This window comes from Rhodopirellula maiorica SM1 (assembly GCF_000346295.1).
Classification (GTDB): Bacteria; Planctomycetota; Planctomycetia; order Pirellulales; family Pirellulaceae; genus Novipirellula; species Novipirellula maiorica.
Genome location: NZ_ANOG01000806.1, coordinates 1 through 17,515, shown reverse-complemented (window position 1 = coordinate 17,515; position 17,515 = coordinate 1). Strand labels below are relative to the sequence as shown.

12 protein-coding genes are annotated in these 17,515 nt (G+C 55.4%); 8 read left to right on the top strand and 4 right to left on the bottom strand.

Annotation, left to right across the window (positions count from 1 at the left end; translation table 11 throughout):
• Positions 1-970, bottom strand: a 970-nt coding sequence (locus tag RMSM_RS26435; RefSeq protein ID WP_236622311.1) for a hypothetical protein, incomplete at its 3' end; no start/stop codon positions are given.
• 325 nt (positions 971-1,295) lie between these two features.
• Here RMSM_RS26435 and RMSM_RS26430 point away from each other — a divergent pair.
• The 3 genes from RMSM_RS26430 to RMSM_RS26420 are packed head-to-tail and all read left to right on the top strand — an operon-like array spanning position 1,296 to position 3,769.
• Positions 1,296-2,663 carry a hypothetical protein gene (locus RMSM_RS26430; RefSeq protein ID WP_008703964.1) on the top strand — a complete coding sequence of 456 codons (1,368 nt, stop codon included), beginning with the start codon at positions 1,296-1,298 and terminating at the stop codon, positions 2,661-2,663.
• A gap of 25 nt (positions 2,664-2,688) precedes the next feature.
• Positions 2,689-3,315 carry a hypothetical protein gene (locus tag RMSM_RS26425; protein WP_008703962.1) on the top strand — a complete coding sequence of 209 codons (627 nt, stop codon included), beginning with the start codon at positions 2,689-2,691 and terminating at the stop codon, positions 3,313-3,315.
• Complete coding sequence (locus RMSM_RS26420; RefSeq protein ID WP_008703959.1) at positions 3,290-3,769, top strand: glycosyltransferase; 480 nt, start codon at positions 3,290-3,292, stop codon at positions 3,767-3,769. Before RMSM_RS26425 ends, RMSM_RS26420 begins: the two co-directional genes overlap by 26 nt.
• A gap of 244 nt (positions 3,770-4,013) precedes the next feature.
• Here the strand turns inward: RMSM_RS26420 and RMSM_RS26415 are convergent, their stop codons facing one another.
• On the bottom strand, positions 4,014-5,702 hold the full coding sequence (locus RMSM_RS26415) for a sigma-70 family RNA polymerase sigma factor (protein ID WP_008703956.1): 1,689 nt from the start codon (positions 5,700-5,702) through the stop codon (positions 4,014-4,016).
• A gap of 382 nt (positions 5,703-6,084) precedes the next feature.
• Between RMSM_RS26415 and RMSM_RS26410 the strand changes: the two genes are divergently transcribed.
• Positions 6,085-9,159: a [protein-PII] uridylyltransferase family protein gene (locus RMSM_RS26410; RefSeq protein WP_008703954.1), complete on the top strand. Its 3,075-nt coding sequence runs from the start codon at positions 6,085-6,087 to the stop codon at positions 9,157-9,159.
• A gap of 33 nt (positions 9,160-9,192) precedes the next feature.
• Positions 9,193-10,275, top strand: a complete 1,083-nt coding sequence (locus RMSM_RS26405) for an acyl-CoA dehydrogenase family protein (protein ID WP_008703952.1) — start codon at positions 9,193-9,195, stop codon at positions 10,273-10,275.
• A 97-nt stretch (positions 10,276-10,372) separates the two neighbouring features.
• Here RMSM_RS26405 and RMSM_RS37370 read toward each other — a convergent pair whose 3' ends face one another.
• A complete protein-coding gene (locus RMSM_RS37370; protein ID WP_008703950.1) occupies positions 10,373-10,942 on the bottom strand; it encodes a hypothetical protein in 570 nt (189 codons plus the stop codon).
• Between the two features lie 156 nt (positions 10,943-11,098).
• Between RMSM_RS37370 and RMSM_RS26395 the strand changes: the two genes are divergently transcribed.
• The 3 genes from RMSM_RS26395 (at position 11,099) to RMSM_RS26385 (ending at position 16,764) form a co-directional block, all read left to right on the top strand.
• Positions 11,099-14,467, top strand: coding sequence for a PVC-type heme-binding CxxCH protein (locus RMSM_RS26395; RefSeq protein WP_008703949.1), 3,369 nt, complete (start codon positions 11,099-11,101; stop codon positions 14,465-14,467).
• 272 nt (positions 14,468-14,739) lie between these two features.
• Positions 14,740-15,072 (top strand): hypothetical protein, encoded by a 333-nt coding sequence (locus RMSM_RS26390; RefSeq protein ID WP_008703947.1) that lies wholly within the window; start codon positions 14,740-14,742, stop codon positions 15,070-15,072.
• Between the two features lie 222 nt (positions 15,073-15,294).
• The gene (locus RMSM_RS26385) at positions 15,295-16,764 is read left to right on the top strand and encodes a GumC domain-containing protein (protein WP_008703945.1); all 1,470 of its coding nucleotides are present in this window, start codon (positions 15,295-15,297) and stop codon (positions 16,762-16,764) included.
• 59 nt (positions 16,765-16,823) lie between these two features.
• On the opposite strand, the gene RMSM_RS26380 is transcribed toward RMSM_RS26385, so the two are convergent.
• The coding region (locus RMSM_RS26380) for a tRNA guanosine(34) transglycosylase Tgt (RefSeq protein WP_040769480.1) at positions 16,824-17,515 on the bottom strand (692 nt) is incomplete at its 5' end.

The window sequence follows — 17,515 nt, the reverse complement described above, 5'->3', positions numbered from 1 at the left end:
GTTTTGGACGCAACAAATAGACCTTGGGGTCGTCGACGATAAACGACGTGCTCCAACGATGCCCGTCGTCCGCACTACAGATATTGTAGAAGAAGGTTCGGAAACGCTCGGCGCGGTAGTCGTACGGGAATTGGCTAGTGATGTAGTCGTCTTCGGTCAGATCATCAACACCTTCGGATGCATAGTAGTGCACCATTCCATCCGGAGTCACACTCATGCCAAGCGTCCACCAACCGGTCGTCGTGATTTGCGGACCACGGAAATCGCCACCGCGACGGTTGCTGCGAATTCGCAGGTAGGCGTAGTCGTTGTCACGGTTCCCACCTTGGCTTTCGAACTCGATAAACATGCCGGGCCAATAAACTTCGTTGCCCATCTCTTCGACGGTTCGCTTAAAGATTCCGATCCCGATTTCTTTGTCGACCATCGCTGTCGTTTCGAGTGCCAATCGGAACCCGAAATGAGGCCCACTGCGGTTTTCCCATTGAGCCACCGGAGGCAAGAACACGCGAGTCGTCACGCTGGGGACTTCCGATACGTCGACGCGTCGTTTCAGTCGATATTGGACGTTCGCAACAAAATCATCTTGATGCATCTTGCCGCTCGGCCGACCTGGGATGCCGGTGAATCGAGACCGCATCAACAACGCCCCTTCGCTGCCTGGCAAACCACCCGACGGCGTGCGAACACGTTGGACGATGTCGGGATGGCCTCGCTTGATCCCTTCGTACCAACGGCCATTCGTACTGCGCCCCATCGGGCTACGCTGGTTCTCGTCGATGTCTTCGGTGCTTTTGGGATCGTTGGGAATGTAGTTCCAATTCGGATCCTCAAAATCATCCGCGACACCGATGATTTCGGTTCCGGTGCCCGGAACGACAGCCCGTTGAGCATGCGCGGATTGCATCGCTGTGCCACCCCACAGCAACATCGCGACAGTGCTAGCGATACAAAGGTTCGTGATACGCATGTTTCGATCCATCCCTTGTGGCTCTGTTAACCAACAAAAAAGCCCATACAACTTTTGGAAGATCTCGCACACGCATCCTACGTGCACGCTGGTCCTCCGCCCTTGCAGGAAGCAATCGGCATAATCCATACAATTTCTAAAACAAATCTGCACCGCTTCCTGCTAATTCGATCTGGACGCACCCACGTGATCCTGGTATTTCCGTAAAAACGAACCGAAATTCACCAATCCGTTGATTGCTAGCAATCGGCTCGATGTTATCGATTCAATTCGACGAGCCGCTGCTCGCCAACCGCCCCTACCACTGCAGTCGTTTAAGTAGTTTATGACCGTTTCCGATTCACGTTTGCTGCTGTTTGACGACAACATTCGTTCCATAGGCGGCCATTTTCTTGAATTGGCGACGTTGTTGATGGAAGGCGCCTCCGAGCTGGGTTACACAACTCGGCTGGCAACGCATCAATCGTTTGATGGATTCGACGCCGTCGATGCAAAGATCCAAATCGAGCGAGGATTTCGCGCGCGACGGATGATCCATTGGTCGCTTGGGGTGGACGGCCGGTCCAAAGTGCGACGCGGTATCGACGGGGCCAACATTGGTGGCAGCAAGTGGCAAAACGCTTGGCAAAATCTGCGTGATCCCCTTTCGCGGCCCGATCGCCGCCCCGCTGTGATGCTTGAGCGTTGGTCCGCAGATTTTCTAGAACTGCTGCGCCGCTGGGATGCCACCGGTCATGACACATTGCTGATCAATACGGCTGACGATTTCGTCATGCTGGCACTCGCTCGTGCATTGAAACAGCTGCCGGCTGACGATCCGCTGACGATCCACATCGTATTCCATTTTGCCGTGTTTGATTCGCAAACGTCGCTATCGCAGCGGCAACAGTTTGGCGACCAAGTCAACGATGCAATGAAGCAAATGGGGCCGCATCACATCCACTTGCACGCCACCACCGCATCGCTGTCAAAGCAGTTGGGCGAAGTCGGTGTCGTCGCCAACGCGATTCCGTATCCGACGCGTTACCGAGCACCGCGGTTCCGAAACAGCGATTCGCAGCGTTACAAAATCGTGCTGGCGGGAACCCCGCGAGCCGAGAAGGGACGAAGCGTGATCCCGGCAATGTTGTCCAAGATCCACGCTCCCCACTTAGCAAGCGGCCGCTACCAGATGTCGATGCAGATGCCGGCGAAGCGTTGGAAGCGGATGATTCCTAAATCGATGCAGGCGACTTACGAACGAACGCTTGCTGCGAAAACGTCGACGACTGAACCCATCACCGATTCCTATTTCGAAATCACATCGTCGGATATGCCAGCGGAGAAATACCATCAATGGTTGGACACCGCCGATGTAGGGCTGTTTCTGTACGATGCGTCGCGTTATGTGGCGCGTTGTAGCGGCGTTCTCTTAGAGATGTTTATCCGCGGCGTTCCGGTGGTGGTTCCCGATCACTGTTGGTTGGCCGACCAAGTTCGAGCCGCTGGCGGTAACGGATCGGTGGGCTATATCTACGAGTCGATCGATCAGATCCCTGGTTTGTTGGACCAAATGCATCACCAGTACGAAGCGATCCGCTGGCGTGCACGACATCATGGCATGGCGATCGCCAAACGACATCGTGGCACGAACACGCTGATACAAATGGGCATCCGACCTGCGGGATCAATTAGCTACAAGCAGGCCGCCTAGTCGCAACGGGAAAAACGAGTCCATCATGCAATTGAAAAACGTTGTCCGATTTCCGGTTGATATTCGCCGAGCGCACAAAATCCTGGCCTCTCGAGCGACGTCGGCGGAAACCCTGACAGAGCGTCCCATTGCTTTGGACCTGTACACTGACCACATGTTGTTTGACTGTGGTCGTCACTTTGCATCGTTGGCTCATCACTGTCGCGAGATTGGATCTCCCTTTTTCGTTCGTGGCAGTCGATTGCTACTGGCCAGCGTCGCGAGAAAGGTTCACGGGGCGGAAATGTTGGCCGAGGAACATGCCACTTGGATTCGTCCCGACGAACCGCTGCCCAGCGAGGCGGTGGTATTGTGCGACGTTCCGGTTTCGCGGGCGACGCGGCGTGGGATGGGGGCGCGGCAAATCGAAATGATGATCGGCCGTGATATTTTGCCGCAGCGACCGGTGATGCCTTACCCGATGCATCCGGCGACGCTTCGCCAATCGGACGCGGCATTGCGAGTGGCGTTGCGATCGGCATTCACTCGCCAAGGAATCCTGTTTTGCCGGCAGCCAGAAATCGAAGTACGGGCACCAGAAGATGAACCAATCCTTTGGGGTGCTGAGCCGATTGAACATATTGCAAGTGCTGAGCGAAATTGTCGCCAATGACGCTGCGGTCCCGATCCGGCTGCAAGATAGCGCTGAAACGCCAATCGCGCCGTCGCAGTGGCTGCCGTTTTTGGCTCAACATCGCTTCTTTGTCTGCTGTCCCGGCGCGGCCCAGCCGATGTGTCACAATTTGATCGAAGCGATGAGCGTCGGCACCATTCCATTGATCGAATACGGCGACCGATTGCGTCCGCAATTGACGGACGGCGAAAACGCAATTTGTTTCCGTGGTGCCGACGGACTACGCGATGCGATTGATCGAATCCATCAACTTTCGGCGTCACGATTGGATGAAATGTCGCAATCGGCTGCCGCGTACTACGACAACCATTTGTGCGGCAAAACGTTTCTGGCGGCGTTTCGCGATGGCACCCTCGATCTGACAAAGCGTCAAATCGTGATGCCGTTTCACAGCGAGAATTTTTTCTCACAAACAAGTCCGCAAGCGGCGTAGTGTTGTCAGCGGCACGAAGCCAGCCCGATGCATCCACTTTGACGACCATTGGGGGATGCTCAAGTAGTGGGATTCGCCAGAATTCCCATCTTTGCTGTTGAAACACCAGGAACTCTGGCGAGTCCCACTACGAAAGTAGATGGCATTGGGCGCGGGGCCCGTCCGGTTGAGGCGAGTAACACGTTCGGTTTAGACCGGGCGGGCCCCGCGCCGCACCGCTAAAAAGCCAGCTGTTCAGAGCCAACTACAGCGCTTCGCTGCCTTCGAGCATCGAAATTTCGGCTCCGTCCAGGAAGCTGACCAACGATTTAGCACGATACGGTTGTTGCAATTTGCGAACCGCCTTGCTTTCGATTTGGCGAACACGTTCTCGCGTGACCTTAAAGATCCGTCCAACTTCTTCGAGCGTGTAGGTGTAGCCATCGGCCAAGCCGTAGCGAAGTCGCAAAATTTCTCGTTCGCGATAGTTCAACGTTTCCATGGCGAGATCGATTTGCGTTTTCAACGCTTCTCGATTCGTTTCCAGCAACGGATCATCATCTCGATAGTCTTCGAGGAACTCACCAAACACGCTGTCTTCGTGATCACCGATCGGTTGGTCCAATGACAACGGTTGACGGCTCATCTTCAGAATCACGCGGGTGTCTTCGAGCGGCAAACCGCTTCGATTGGCCACTTCTTCGGCGGTGGGTTCGCGTCCGTTTTCCTGGACCAAGTCACGAGTGATTTGGCGAATCTTGTTCATCGTGTCGATCATGTGGACCGGCACCCGAATGGTGCGGCTTTGATCGGCGATCGCTCGGGTGATCGCTTGACGAATCCACCACGTAGCATAGGTGCTGAATTTGTAGCCTCGAGCATGTTCAAATTTATCGACCGCTCGCATCAGCCCCGTATTGCCTTCTTGGATCAAGTCCAAGAACGAGAGTCCGCGATTGCGATACTTTTTGGCGATCGAGACGACCAAACGCAGGTTGCCCGCCGACAAAACTCGCTTTGCAGCGTCGTAATCTTCGCTGAAATGATCGCATCGTTTGACGCGGCGACCGAGTGTGTGCGGCGTCTCGAACGTCAACCGCATTAAATAGTGAAGTTCTTGATGCAGTTCCTCTTCGCTGGGCATCCCCGGCATCGCCAATAGCTCGGGCTTGCTGAGAATGGATTGGATTTCCAACATGCGATTGGCAGCAACCCGAAGCTTTTCGAATAGCGGTTGTAGCCGGTTGGTTCGCAGATTCATTTCTTCGATCAAGCGGACGGCCTTGTTGCGTCGTACGACAAGGTTCTTCCATGCCGCACGTCGTTGCCGCATTGGCAAACGCTTGTTGATGGCGGTCATATAGTCGGCACGGTTGCGACGCAGCAGATGCTGGAGCGTGCGGACATTGGGAACGATCCGTTTCATGATCGCTTTCTTTTCCGCCGCATTGGTCACACTGACTTCGATGGTGCGATCCAGTCGCAGTTTCTTGTCTCGAACCTGCTCTAGCAGTTTCAAGGAACCTTGCAGCATGAAGTCGGTCGCTAACATCCAATGACGATAACGTTCGCGAGTTTTTTCGATCTGTTTAGCAGCCGAGACTTCCTGATCACGACTGAGCAAAGGGATTTGGCCCATTTGCATCAAGTACATACGAACAGGATCTTCGGTGGGGTCGGTATCGGTTTCGACACGACGAGCCGCCGACTCGGTATCATCGTCGCTCGCTGCGACTGCATCCTCGTCTTCGGCATCCACATACTGTTCTCCCATTACGCGAGTACGTCGCGTAACGGATTCCTCCGCATCATATGCATCATCTTGAAGACTGCGACGGCTGAATTTCTTTCCCATCAAGCTCTCCTCGGCACCCGTGTCAAAAACGTCGGTAACGTTCGAGAGGAACCAAGCAGTATCGGTACCAGCGGAGGCGTCGGGCATCGCATAAATCATGGCAAACCGTTGTCAGTGAATAGTTTAGGTCAATTAGAGAAGGGGGATTCGAGACCCAGCGTGTTTCCCAAAAACAACGGTTGGGTGTTGCACAAAATCAACAATGTGTTGCGCAACCCACACCCTGGTGGGACTTTCTCGAGACGAATCAAGCCTGAAACTCCCCGCGTTTGAATCGTAGGTTACGTTTTGGCCGCACTACACGAATCTCGCGAAAGGTTTTAGACTAAAGCGTGGCTGCGATTGGGGTGGTGAAGACGTTGGGTCGGGTGACGATCACTCGGATGATCTCCCGGACAATCACGCGTAGGAACAACCCTATACTGATACAGCCTCTTAACCCGTCCCACGCATCCGCGTCGATCCTCGATCCAATCCTCCCATGCCAGACAATTTCGATTGGATTGATTCCACTACCTTTGCCGCCCCCGATGCCGCTCGGGACAACGCCCAGCAAATTTGGCAACTGGCGGTGCCTCGCGACCTGCTCGTGTCGCTAAAACAGCAGCTGGTCGAGCAATTGCCGCAACTGGACGACGCCGATGCGACGCTCGACTCGTTGGCTAGTTTTTTGGCCGCTGGTTCCGCTCCCGAATTGTTGCTCGAGTTGTTCCGAAACGATGCTCGATCGCTGCCATCGCTGCTAAAGATCTTCGCCACCAGCCCTCGGCTGACGAAGCATTTGGTCCATGATCCCGATTTCTTCCAGATCCTTCGTCAACAAGACGGACAAGTGGTCGACCGCAGCGAGTTGGTTGACCGGTTGTACCGAAGCATGTCCGAGATCGAAGATTTTGACGAAGCGGCGGCGCAGATCCGAAGCTTCTTGATCCGTGAAACAAGCCGGATCATCTATGGCGAGTTCGCTCGTTCGATGGTCCCTGAAAAAGTCGGGCGACAGTTGACCTATGTCGCCGATGCGGTCGTGCAATCGAGTCTCGATTTTCTGCTTCGCTATTTGCCCACACTTCGTGACACTCCGGTCATGCCCAGCGGCAATACACCGCAAGTCACGCTGATCGGTTTGGGCAGTTTCGGCGCCGAAGAAATGAGTTATGGCGATTCGCTGCAGTTGATCTTTCTGTACGACCGCATAGACCCGTGGAACATAACGCATCGCGAGTACTACGACTTGTTGGTCAGCGAGTTCATCCGCTTGCTACACTCGGACACTCCGATTGACGACGGCTACAACATCGATCTTCGTCAAAGCCCGATGTATGAAACCGGCACTCGGATTTGCAGTTCATTCGAAGCCGCTCGCATCTTCGAGACCTCCGGTCGCACGTGGCAGCGACTCGGATTTATCAAAGCACGTGTGGTCGCGGGTTCACAATCGTTAGGCGAGGGATTTTTAACGCGGTTGCAACCGTGGATTTTCCGCCGCTTTATCAGCCGCAGCGACTTGGCCGAGATCCAAACTCTGCAACACAAACTCGAACGCCGCACGCTAACGCCTAGTGACGCGGCGTCATCGGCGGCCGGACAAAAGCCATGCAATGTGTTGCGAGCCCCCGGCGGTCGCGGCGACATCCAACGGACCATCCAATTTTTGCAGCTACTGCACGGCGATCGGCTGCCCGAAGTCCGCCACGCGAACACCTACGATGCGTTGATCGGTTTAGAGCGTGCAGGATGTGTTACGCACGAAGAAGCATCGCTGTTGTCGGAAAACCACGCGCGATTATGTCGATTGCAACATCAAATCGCAGTGATGTTTGAAAAGCTCGACGACCAAGTGCCTATCGAACCAGCGCAAACACAGCGGCTCGCATGGCAATTGGGAATCCGTGACAGCACGACAAAACAGGGCGACGTCGCCAAGTTTCGCAAACAGCTCGAAGAGGTGTTTGACGTCAATTGCCGCATGATCAACCACTTGATGCTGGACGCTCCGGACGATGGGTCTTCGGTTGCCATCGAAACCGAGCTGATGTTGGATCCAGATCCGGCGGCCGAAACGATCACCCAGGTGCTGTCCAAACATGGATTGACCAACGCGGCTCGCGCGTTTGAAGATTTAATTGCGTTGAGCACCGAATCGGTGCCGTTTTTGTCGCCTCATCGATGTCGTCACTTCTTTGCTCAGATTGTTCCTTCGCTGCTTTCCGAGATTTCGCAAACGCCCCATCCCGACAAAACGCTTGCCTCACTGACTCGCGTGGCAGATTCGATTGGTGCCAAAGCGACATTGTGGGAATTGTTAGGGACCAATCGACCGACGATGAAAATGGTGGTGCGGTTGTGTGCTGCCGCTCCCTATTTGGTCGAAATTTTGACCGACAATCCGGGGATGATCGATGAGTTGATCGATTCGTTATTGATGGACCGGCTGCCGTCGGCCGAACGACTCGATAGCCAATCGATCGAGCTGTGTCGCGGGGCACAAGAGATCGATGCGATCTTGCATAGCTTTAAACAGAGTGCTCATTTGACGATCGGCGTCCGCAATATTTTGGGCAAAGAAACGCTGGCGGCCACGCAGCAAGCGATTGGGGATACAGCCGAAGCCTGCATCCGGCGAATCATCGAATTTGAACAAGAACGGTTGGCGGCGCAATACGGCGACCCGGTCACCGAAGAGGGCGAAAAGGCCGAGATGATTGCCGTGGCGCTCGGAAAACTGGGCGGCCGCGAACCGAATTACCACAGCGATTTGGACGTCGTGTTCCTGTATTCCGCCGATGGCGAAACATGCCGACGCGTCGGCGGACCGCGTTCGACGACGACCAACCGCAGTTTTTTCAACCAATTGGCGCAGCGAGTTATTGAACGGATCAACGCCCCGGGACCGAAAGGCCGAATGTACGAACTCGACGGACGGCTACGTCCGACGGGCGAAGAAGGCGTGTTTGCGATGTCGACCGAAGATTTTTTGAATCGGTTTCGGCAACACGAGGCACCGCTTTGGCAGTGGCTCGCGATTTGCAAAGCACGTTCCATCTCGGGTTCGCGAACCAGTCGGACTCGGTTTGACAATGCGATCGCGTCGCTGTTGCCCCAATCGCCGTGGACTTCCGGAACCGCGAACGAAATTCGCAAGATTCGGACTCGAATGCAAGAAACCGCCACCTCGGGAAACTTGAAGCGAGGCGAGGGGGGCACGGTGGATGTCGAGTTTGTGGCGCAGATGATGACACTGAAACACGCCGCGGATTCTCCGAAAATCACGCACTGCAACACGACCATTTCGCTGGAACGACTTGCCGAAGCGGGACACTTGCCCGAAGACGAAGCGTTGCAGTTAATCGCGGGTTACCAAACGCTACGCGGCGTCGAGATTAATTTGCGGTTGATGAAAACCCCTCATCGTCACGCGTTGCCCGAACTGGATTCGCTGATGAAAAACTTGGCGTTTTTGATGAACGAAAACGATCCCAAGATGATTCAGACGGCGTGTGATCAAGCACGCCAGCGAAATCGCCGACTGTTCAATCGCATTTTTGATCGTGCCTAAACGTGCTCTCCCAAATCGGAACCTCAAACGTTGATGTCAGATTCACCCTTGATTCACTCGCCCAACGACGCTTTAGGTCATCCGCTGCTGCAATCGCTTCGCGACGGGGCGCCGCGTTGGAATCATGTCCAAGATTGGCCCGCCGAAGCGCTGCGGCAGTGTGCCGATGCAGGTGTCTTTCGTTGGTTCTTGCCGCAACAATCCGGCGGGCTGGGATGGAGCGACGAAGAACAGACTCGCGGTTACCTGCTGCTTGCGGCCGCTGATCTGACCACCACATTTATTATCACTCAATTGATGGGATCGATTCGCCGGATCGCAGGAAGCGAGAATCCGGCTCCCGCAGAACGTTGGTTGGAAAAATTGGTTAGCGGCGACGCGTTTGGGACCGTGGGAATCAGCCATCTGACGACCAGCCGACGTCATCTCGCCAAACCTGTCTTGTTGGCCAGCGAAACTGAGGACGGATTTCTGTTGGATGGCATGTCGCCGTGGGTGACCGGCGCACCACATGGTGACGTGTACGTAATCGGAGCGACGCTCGAAGACGGCCGAGAATTGCTCGCCGCCGTGCCACGATCGCTCGACGGAGTCCAACCGTCGCCGGGAACCGAGTTGGTCGCATTGTCGGCAAGTTGCACCGACAAATTAGTGTTTGATCGCGTCGCGATTGACGAATCGATGTTGATCGCCGGACCGATCGAAAACGTGATGCAGACCGGCACCGGAGCTGGAACAGGAGGACTTCAAACGTCCACGCTGGCAGTCGGGCTATCCAATGCGGCGATTGATTTTTTGATTCGCGAGGCGCTCAAGCGTCCCGATTTGCAGAAGATCGCCGATGAGATGCAATCCGAAGTCCTCTCGCTGGAAAACGATTTGCTTCGTGCCGCCGCGGGCGATTCGACGTGTGACGCTGCGGAGATTCGGGGACGAGCCAACCGGATGGTGTTGCGTTCGACGCAAGCCGCGTTGACTGCGGCCAAAGGCGCCGGGTTCGTACATGGCCATCCGGTCGGCAAGTGGTGTCGCGAAGCGTTGTTCTTTCTGGTCTGGAGCTGCCCGCAACCGGTCACCCAAGCCTACTTGTGCGAATTGGCCGGGATTCAAGAGTAAACCTGCGAGCGGCGGCTGTAGACGGGGGCTCAATGGCGTGGCCGGATGCGTTTTCGTCAGAACGGGCGACGCGATCGTTGCTCCCTTCGGACACGTATCAAACAAACACGCGGCTGTAACTGGCGACGAACAGAAACAGATGGACGGTAAGTAAACTGGCTGCCGCAATTCGCAGGTGCGAATACATGCCAAAGATACTGAGCAAACATCCGAGGCCCGCCACAAGGGTTCCCCCGGCAGGAAACCAGACCGTCCCCCCCAACGCGAACAGAACAACCAGACTCGCGGCCGCCACCGACCCGATCGACGTGTAGCGAAGCGGGGTGGCTTGAAAATAGACATCCTCGGGACGAACCGGTTGCGGCGCCGGCTCAGGCTCTTTGGCAAACGGCGATCCGACTCGAATCGCCGGATCAAGCCCAGTTGCCGCCTGTGCGTTGGCCGCCTGTTCATTGGCCGCCTGTTCGCTGGCAGCCCGTTCGTTGGCTGGCTGTTCGTTGGCACCTCGTTCGCTGGCTGGCCGTTCGCAGGCTGGGCTGCTGCGATTTGGCTCATCGCGGGGCGTTGCCAATGACGCCAGAATGGGCTGCTCGTCTTGAGTTAACGGCTCGTCTTGAATCGGTGGCGTGGGGTCATCCTGATGAGCCGCCGCGGAGTCGTCTTTCATCGTGATCGCTTCGCAAGAAACCGGGACTGGAAATTGTTAAAAACGACGCTGCTTTTGGAAAACAATGGCACGTAAATGTTGCCACTTTTGGGTCGAGGTGGCTATCTTAGGTCTATCGGGATTCCATCGTACACTCTCTGCCTTGTCGAGACCGCCTTGAAACCGTTCAAATCTGCAATCTTACCCCTCGCTTTCTGCTGTATTGGTTTCGGTCTAAGTCTGAATTCGGTCGCGATTGCGGTGGAATCCACCGCGAACAAGCCGCTCGAACCCGAAGTGGCGGCGGCATCGGGTGAAGCCAAAGAGGCGATGCAGGGGGTGGCGGTCAAAGAGGGTTGGTCGATCGATTTGTTCGCAGCGGAACCGATGGTGGCCAATGTGGTTGCCTTTGACATCGATCATCAAGGCCGAATTTTTCTTGCCGAAACGTTTCGGCAGAATCGCGGTGTGACCGATAACCGAGGTCATGATGACAAGTGGTTGTTGGCGGATTTATCGGCCAAAACCGTTCAAGATCGCATCAACTATCACCGCAGTCTGCTAGGTGATGCCGCCATCACCTATGCTCAACATGACGATCGCATTCGCCGCTTGGTGGACAACGATGGCGACGGCAAAGCCGATCGCAGCGATCTGTTCGCCAACGGATTCAATCAACTCGAAGAGGGCACCGGCGCCGGCGTCCTCGTTCGCGGCAAGGACGTCTACTACACCTGCATCCCACGTCTGTGGAAATTAAACGACGATGATGATGACGGCGTCGCTGACCAACGCGTCGCGTTGTCCGATGGCTACGGTGTCCGCGTTGCGTTTCGCGGTCACGATATGCATGGATTGATCAAAGGTCCCGACGGACGGATCTATTTTTCGATTGGCGACCGTGGCTATCACGTCACCACCGGCGACGGCAAAGTGTTAGCCAATCCCGCCGTGGGGGCCGTGTTCCGCTGTGAGCCCGATGGCAGCGGGTTAGAAGTCTTTTGCAACGGTTTGCGGAACCCACAAGAGTTGGCGTTTAACGAGCTTGGTGATTGGTTCACCGTCGACAACAACAGCGACAGTGGCGACAAGTCCAAGGTATTTCACTTGTTAGAGAAAGCCGACTACGGATGGCGGATGTATTACCAATACATGCCCACGCGAGGCCCTTATAACGAAGAGCGTTTGTGGGAACCGTTACATCCCGAGCAAGCAGCCTATATCGTTCCGGCGATTGCGAATTTCACCGACGGTCCGAGCGGATTGGCCTATTATCCCGGCACTGGCTTCGGCGATGACCTGAACGATACGTTCTTGATTTGTGATTTTCGCGGGACCCCAAGCAACAGCGGCGTGCGATCATTCAAACTGACACCTCAAGGAGCCACCTACTCGTTTGGAAGCGAAGCCAAACCCGTTTGGTCGGTGTTGGCCACCGATGTCGGCTTCGGCCCGGACGGAGCGATGTACGTCAGCGACTGGGTCGACGGTTGGGATGGAGTCGGCAAAGGACGCATCTACCGCTTAACCCATCCCGAACACCGTGAATCGGAAATTGTCGCCGAAGTCCGCTCGATCCTGGCCAGCGATTGGTCCAAGCGACCCTCAAATCAACTAACAACCGATTTAAGCCATCGTGATCAGCGGGTTCGTTTGGAAGCGCAGTGGGAACTCGCCGATCGGGTCGAATTGGCGGCGTTATTGGCGGTTGCCAAGGATTCCAAGCAAAGCATGCTGGCGCGACTGCACGCGATTTGGGGTGCGGATCAAATCACTCGACTCGATGCGACGAAAAAGACGGAGCTGGTTTCGGCCATCTCACCGCTAGCGACCGACAGCGACGCGGTCATTCGCGCAGCGGTTGCCAAGGTGTTGGGTGAACGCGGTGAAACAGGCTCGGTCCCCGCGCTGGAAAAAATGCTTTTGGACAATTCGCTCCGCGTCCGTTATTTCGCAACCATGGCATTGGCAAAGTTGAAAGCGGCGTCGGCCATGCCGCTGGCGATTCAAATGATTGCCGAAAACAATCATCGCGATCCCGTGTTGCGGCATGCAGGGCAAGTCTATCTAGCGAGCGCCTGCACCGCCGATTCGCTGGTCAAATTGAGCAAGCACGAAAACGCAGCGGTACGTCGGAGCGTGGTGGTAGCCCTACGGCGGATGAAGAGCGGTGAAGTCGCCAAGTTTTTGGCGGACGAAAGCACGGCGGTCACACTCGAGGCGGCTCGCGCGATTCATGACGAACCGATTCCTGTGGCACTCGGTTCGTTGGCCGCACTGATTGAAACGCCATCGGCAAACCTGCCATTGTTGCGGCGTGTGATCAATGCGAACTATCGTCTCGGCACGTCCGCTAGCGCGACGGCGCTTGCCAAGTTCGCATCTCGCATGACCACCCCCGAAGCGATGCGAATCGAAGCCTTGGATGCGTTATTGAATTGGACCAACCCCGACCCTCGCGATCGCGTGCTCAATGACGTTCGGCCGTTGACCGAACGCAGTGCCGCCGACCCGGTGACGGCGATCGAATCACAAATCGACTCCTTAATGGCGTCCAGCCAAGCGGTTCGCGAGAAAACCGTCGATGTCGCTTCGAAGCTTGGCATCAAGAAGATCGCGCCCACGCTGATCGTCCGTGTGAGCGACACAAACCAATCGGCCCGAGCTCGCGCGTCGGCGCTGACGGGACTGGCGAAGCTCGATACGGCTCAAGCGGTGAAATTGGCCAAAGAAGTTCGCTTGGTTCCCCCCAGCACGCTGGCCGAAGCCGCCTTAAAAGTACTTGCCGCGCACGATTTGGCGACATCGACCGAAGTCTTTATTGCGGCGACCGAAAGCCGCGGCACTTCGCTGCAACAGCTCGCTTGGGACACATTGGCGAAATCCGGTGACCCTCGGGCGATCGAAGCCATCCAAGCGGCTGTCAAACGCTATACCGAGGGCGAACTTGCCCCTGAGGTGCAATTGAATGTGGTGGAGGCCGCCGAGACGTTACTTGCCAAAGGAAAATTGCCCGCAGCGGTCGGTACGGAATTAAAGAAATATCAAGCTTCGCTTGCCGAAAACGATCCTCTTGCGGAGTGGTTGTCTGCGTTAGAGGGCGGGAATGTAAACCGCGGCAAGACACTGTTTGCCAAAACCGAATTATCATGCGTGCGGTGCCATAAAGTTGATCGCGCCGGAGGCGAAGTGGGCCCCAATTTGACGACCATCGGCAAAGAAAAAGATGCCCGCTATCTGCTAGAGGCAATTTGTTTGCCCAATGCGGCGATCGCAAAAGGCTATGAAACCGCTGTCATCGCGAATGAAGACGGGCAAGTCGTAACAGGAATCGTCAAAAACGAAACCGACGATTTTGTCGAACTCATCCAAGGCGATGGGGCATTACAACGCGTCTTTCAAGATGAAATTGTGGCGCGTCGCTCGGGAAAATCCGCGATGCCAGACGACTTACTTAAACAGATGTCGGCACGTGAACTGCGTGATCTTGTCGCTTATTTGGCCAGTCTGAAGGTCGATCCTCGCTCGGCTAGCGACGTCGAGTAGCCGTCAAGGTGCTCGCGATGCAACTTGATTCACCACTCGCCATGACGAATTCTAAAATTTGTTTGCCTCGCGTCTGAATGTGACTTAGGGTTCTGTAATTCGTTCCAATGATCGCGAACAAGCGGGGGGGCCATGCGGTTCGATGAGGTTGAGGGCGAATAATAATGCGCGGCAATTTTGCCGTGCTTGTAACGTCAAGCCCTTTTCTTGGCCCGATTGCTGATCGCAACGGAAGATCAGTTTGACGCAGTTTTAGGCGGAACCCTATTCCAATGACTTGCCACGAACTCGCTGAAAGAATCCACAACCTGCGTCCTGAATTGTCACCCAGTGAAGTGGCCAGGATCAGTTTGCTGATTTTGACTCAAACCGACGATACGATGCTGCTCGTCGACGACGATACGCTTACGCGTGTCTGGAAAAATGCCGCATTTCGGCTCGATGCCGCAGCGGATCAACACGCAGCGGTCGCGGATGAATTGGAACAGATGTGTCACAACGGCCCCGTCCAATTTACTCCTGATCAATTGTGGACTTTGCTGCGTGCCGTCAAAGTCCAAAGCCAGTTGTTGTCGCTGTACACCGACCAACCTGCGTTAGCGTAGAACGGATTGAATCGAAACCGACGCGGACCATTCGGTCTTCGTTGTTAACGGTGTGGCGATTTGCCTAGATGCCGCGAGTGAAAATCGTTTGAATTTGAGCAGCGATCTCTTGCCGCTACGCCGTTAAAAAACCAACGAATTCGCCCTCTTTTTTGCATCACGAGCTAATTTGAGACCTAAGTTTCAACGTATTGTCTGAAAACTTTCACGTCGAGACTTGTTATGTCATCTGCTCCGATTCCGTGGAAACACGTTCGTAACGTCCTAGTTGTCTTTGCTCCGCTGTGGATGGGCGCGACCGTCTTGTTCGCTTTCGTGGGTGTTTGTTTCGCGTTATTTAGCAGCGACATTTATTCGGCCCGTCTGCCGTTGGTCGTTCGAAACGAAGCCACCAGCTCACTGGAACGACTGGGCCGCTTTAGCAGCCAAACCGAATTGAAGTCGGCTCAGGAAACGATTCTTGAAATGACACAGAATCCCGAAGTGGTCGCGGCGGCACTGCGTCAAATCGGACCTTCCTCGGGTAAAGACGATCCGACGTGGCCGTCGCCCGAAGTGGTGGACCGCATTGCAAAAGACGCCGTCAATCTGCTCGCGCCTCAAGGCTCGGAATTCGGCAGCACCGAAGTGGTCTATTTGCAAGTCAAATCGACACAGCAACAACGTGCCGTCGATTTTTGCAAAGCGATGTTCGACAATTTGACATTACATCTTCGCAATATCCGCCGCGTGCGTGCGGACAGCGTGATTTCGGAATTGACGCAGGCACGTGATCTGGCGCAACAAAACCTTGATGCTGCCGCAGCTCGGATGCATGTCTATGAAGTGAAATTTGCTGCGGATCTTGGCGAGCTTCGCAATTTGAACGACGCGATTGCCGGTGACGGCACGAACCGCCGCACCCTCGAAGAAACCGTCCGTGAACTGCAAGTCGCGGAATTGGACCTCGAAAAACTGTACGCGCTTCGCAACCTGCTTGTCGTCGGTTCGGAAAATCCCGACCATTTATTGGCCAGCGGTAGCGACCTGCTATCGTTACAACCGTCGCTGCTGCGTTTAAAAGATGGATTGATCGACGCTCAGATTCGCAGCAGCGAATTGGCTGCAAACCGCACACCGAATCATCCGATCCTGCAAAATGCTCAGTCAACCGAACACGAAATCCGCAGCCGAATGCAAGAGGAAGCCCGGTTGGCGGTCAAAGCGATGGAACCTACGCTGAAGCAAGAAACCGAACGGGTATCACGGCTAAAGGCGCGCAAAGAACAATTAACTTCGCGGCTCGAGGCATTGGCATCCGCACGGACTGATTACGCAAACGTGGATGCGGAAGTCAAACATCGCACGACGTTGTTGGAAACGGCCCAGCAGGCATTGGCCGAAGCTCAGGCAAGCCGCACCGCTGCACTTTCCACGAACCTAGTCGCCGAACTCGGTCCGCCGCAAGTATCCGATAAACCGATCGGCCCCGGTGGTACCTTGGTGACTCTGGGCTCGGCTTCGGCAGGGCTGCTATTTGGACTCGGCGCGGTGTTCTTGATTGCACCGGGGCCTTCCGAATCACGCAAAGGACGTCGCTGGAGCGATTACCTACAACGCGGCGGACGGCGACACAGCGACCAAGTCGGCAGCGTGGATGTCGCAGCCGTGGCACCGACGGCAATCGCCGTCGAACGCCGAGCACCGCGGTAATCGACGTCGCCGCTGTACCACGGCGATGGCCATCAAGCTTGCATGCTGGGCTAGCAAGCCTAGCCCACATTCGCATCGCTTTCGTCGACGATTCCCCAGCCTGCTTTTTTATCGCTCACGTATTGAGCGAACGTGTCGCTTTCGATCGCTTGACGTGCTTCGGCCATCACGCGTTGGTAGTACGTCAAGTTATGGATCGTCAACAAGATCGGTCCCAGCATCTCTTTGGCAACAAACAGGTGCCGTAGATAACCGAGACTGTGACGACACGCGAGACATGGGCAATGTTCATCCAGCGGACGCGTTTCCTCGCGATACTTTGCATTCCGAATCTTGACGTTGCCGCGGTCGGTAAACGCCATCGCATTGCGTCCATTGCGAGTGGGCATCACGCAATCAAACAAATCGATGCCGCGATCCACGCTTTCGAGCAAATCGATTGGCCGTCCAACGCCCATCAAATAACGCGGTTTGTGTTCGGGCAGATGAGGACAGGTGGCCTCGGTGATACGGTACATTTCGCTCGGAGCTTCGCCGACACTCAATCCGCCCACTGCGAAGCCTTCGAAATTCATCGATGACAATTCGGTCGCACATTGGATTCGCAATTCGGTGTCCAAGCCGCCCTGGACGATGGCAAAACGTGCTTGGTCATCGCGTGTTGCCGCATTCAAACAGCGACCAGCCCAGCGAATGGAACGCTCCATCGCGTCGACAACTTCGGATCGTTTCGCCGGCAGGGCAACGACGT

What these genes read in the sequence shown, in the direction of transcription:
- RMSM_RS26430 (WP_008703964.1), top strand. Translation starts at nt 1,296, where the DNA reads ATGACCGTTTCCGATTCACGTTTGCTGCTGTTTGACGACAACATTCGT.
- RMSM_RS26425 (WP_008703962.1), top strand. Translation starts at nt 2,689, where the DNA reads ATGCAATTGAAAAACGTTGTCCGATTTCCGGTTGATATTCGCCGAGCG.
- RMSM_RS26385 (WP_008703945.1), top strand. Translation starts at nt 15,295, where the DNA reads ATGTCATCTGCTCCGATTCCGTGGAAACACGTTCGTAACGTCCTAGTT.
- RMSM_RS26390 (WP_008703947.1), top strand. Translation starts at nt 14,740, where the DNA reads ATGACTTGCCACGAACTCGCTGAAAGAATCCACAACCTGCGTCCTGAA.
- RMSM_RS26410 (WP_008703954.1), top strand. Translation starts at nt 6,085, where the DNA reads ATGCCAGACAATTTCGATTGGATTGATTCCACTACCTTTGCCGCCCCC.
- RMSM_RS26405 (WP_008703952.1), top strand. Translation starts at nt 9,193, where the DNA reads ATGTCAGATTCACCCTTGATTCACTCGCCCAACGACGCTTTAGGTCAT.
- RMSM_RS26415 (WP_008703956.1), bottom strand. Translation starts at nt 5,702, where the DNA reads ATGATTTATGCGATGCCCGACGCCTCCGCTGGTACCGATACTGCTTGG.
- RMSM_RS37370 (WP_008703950.1), bottom strand. Translation starts at nt 10,942, where the DNA reads ATGAAAGACGACTCCGCGGCGGCTCATCAGGATGACCCCACGCCACCG.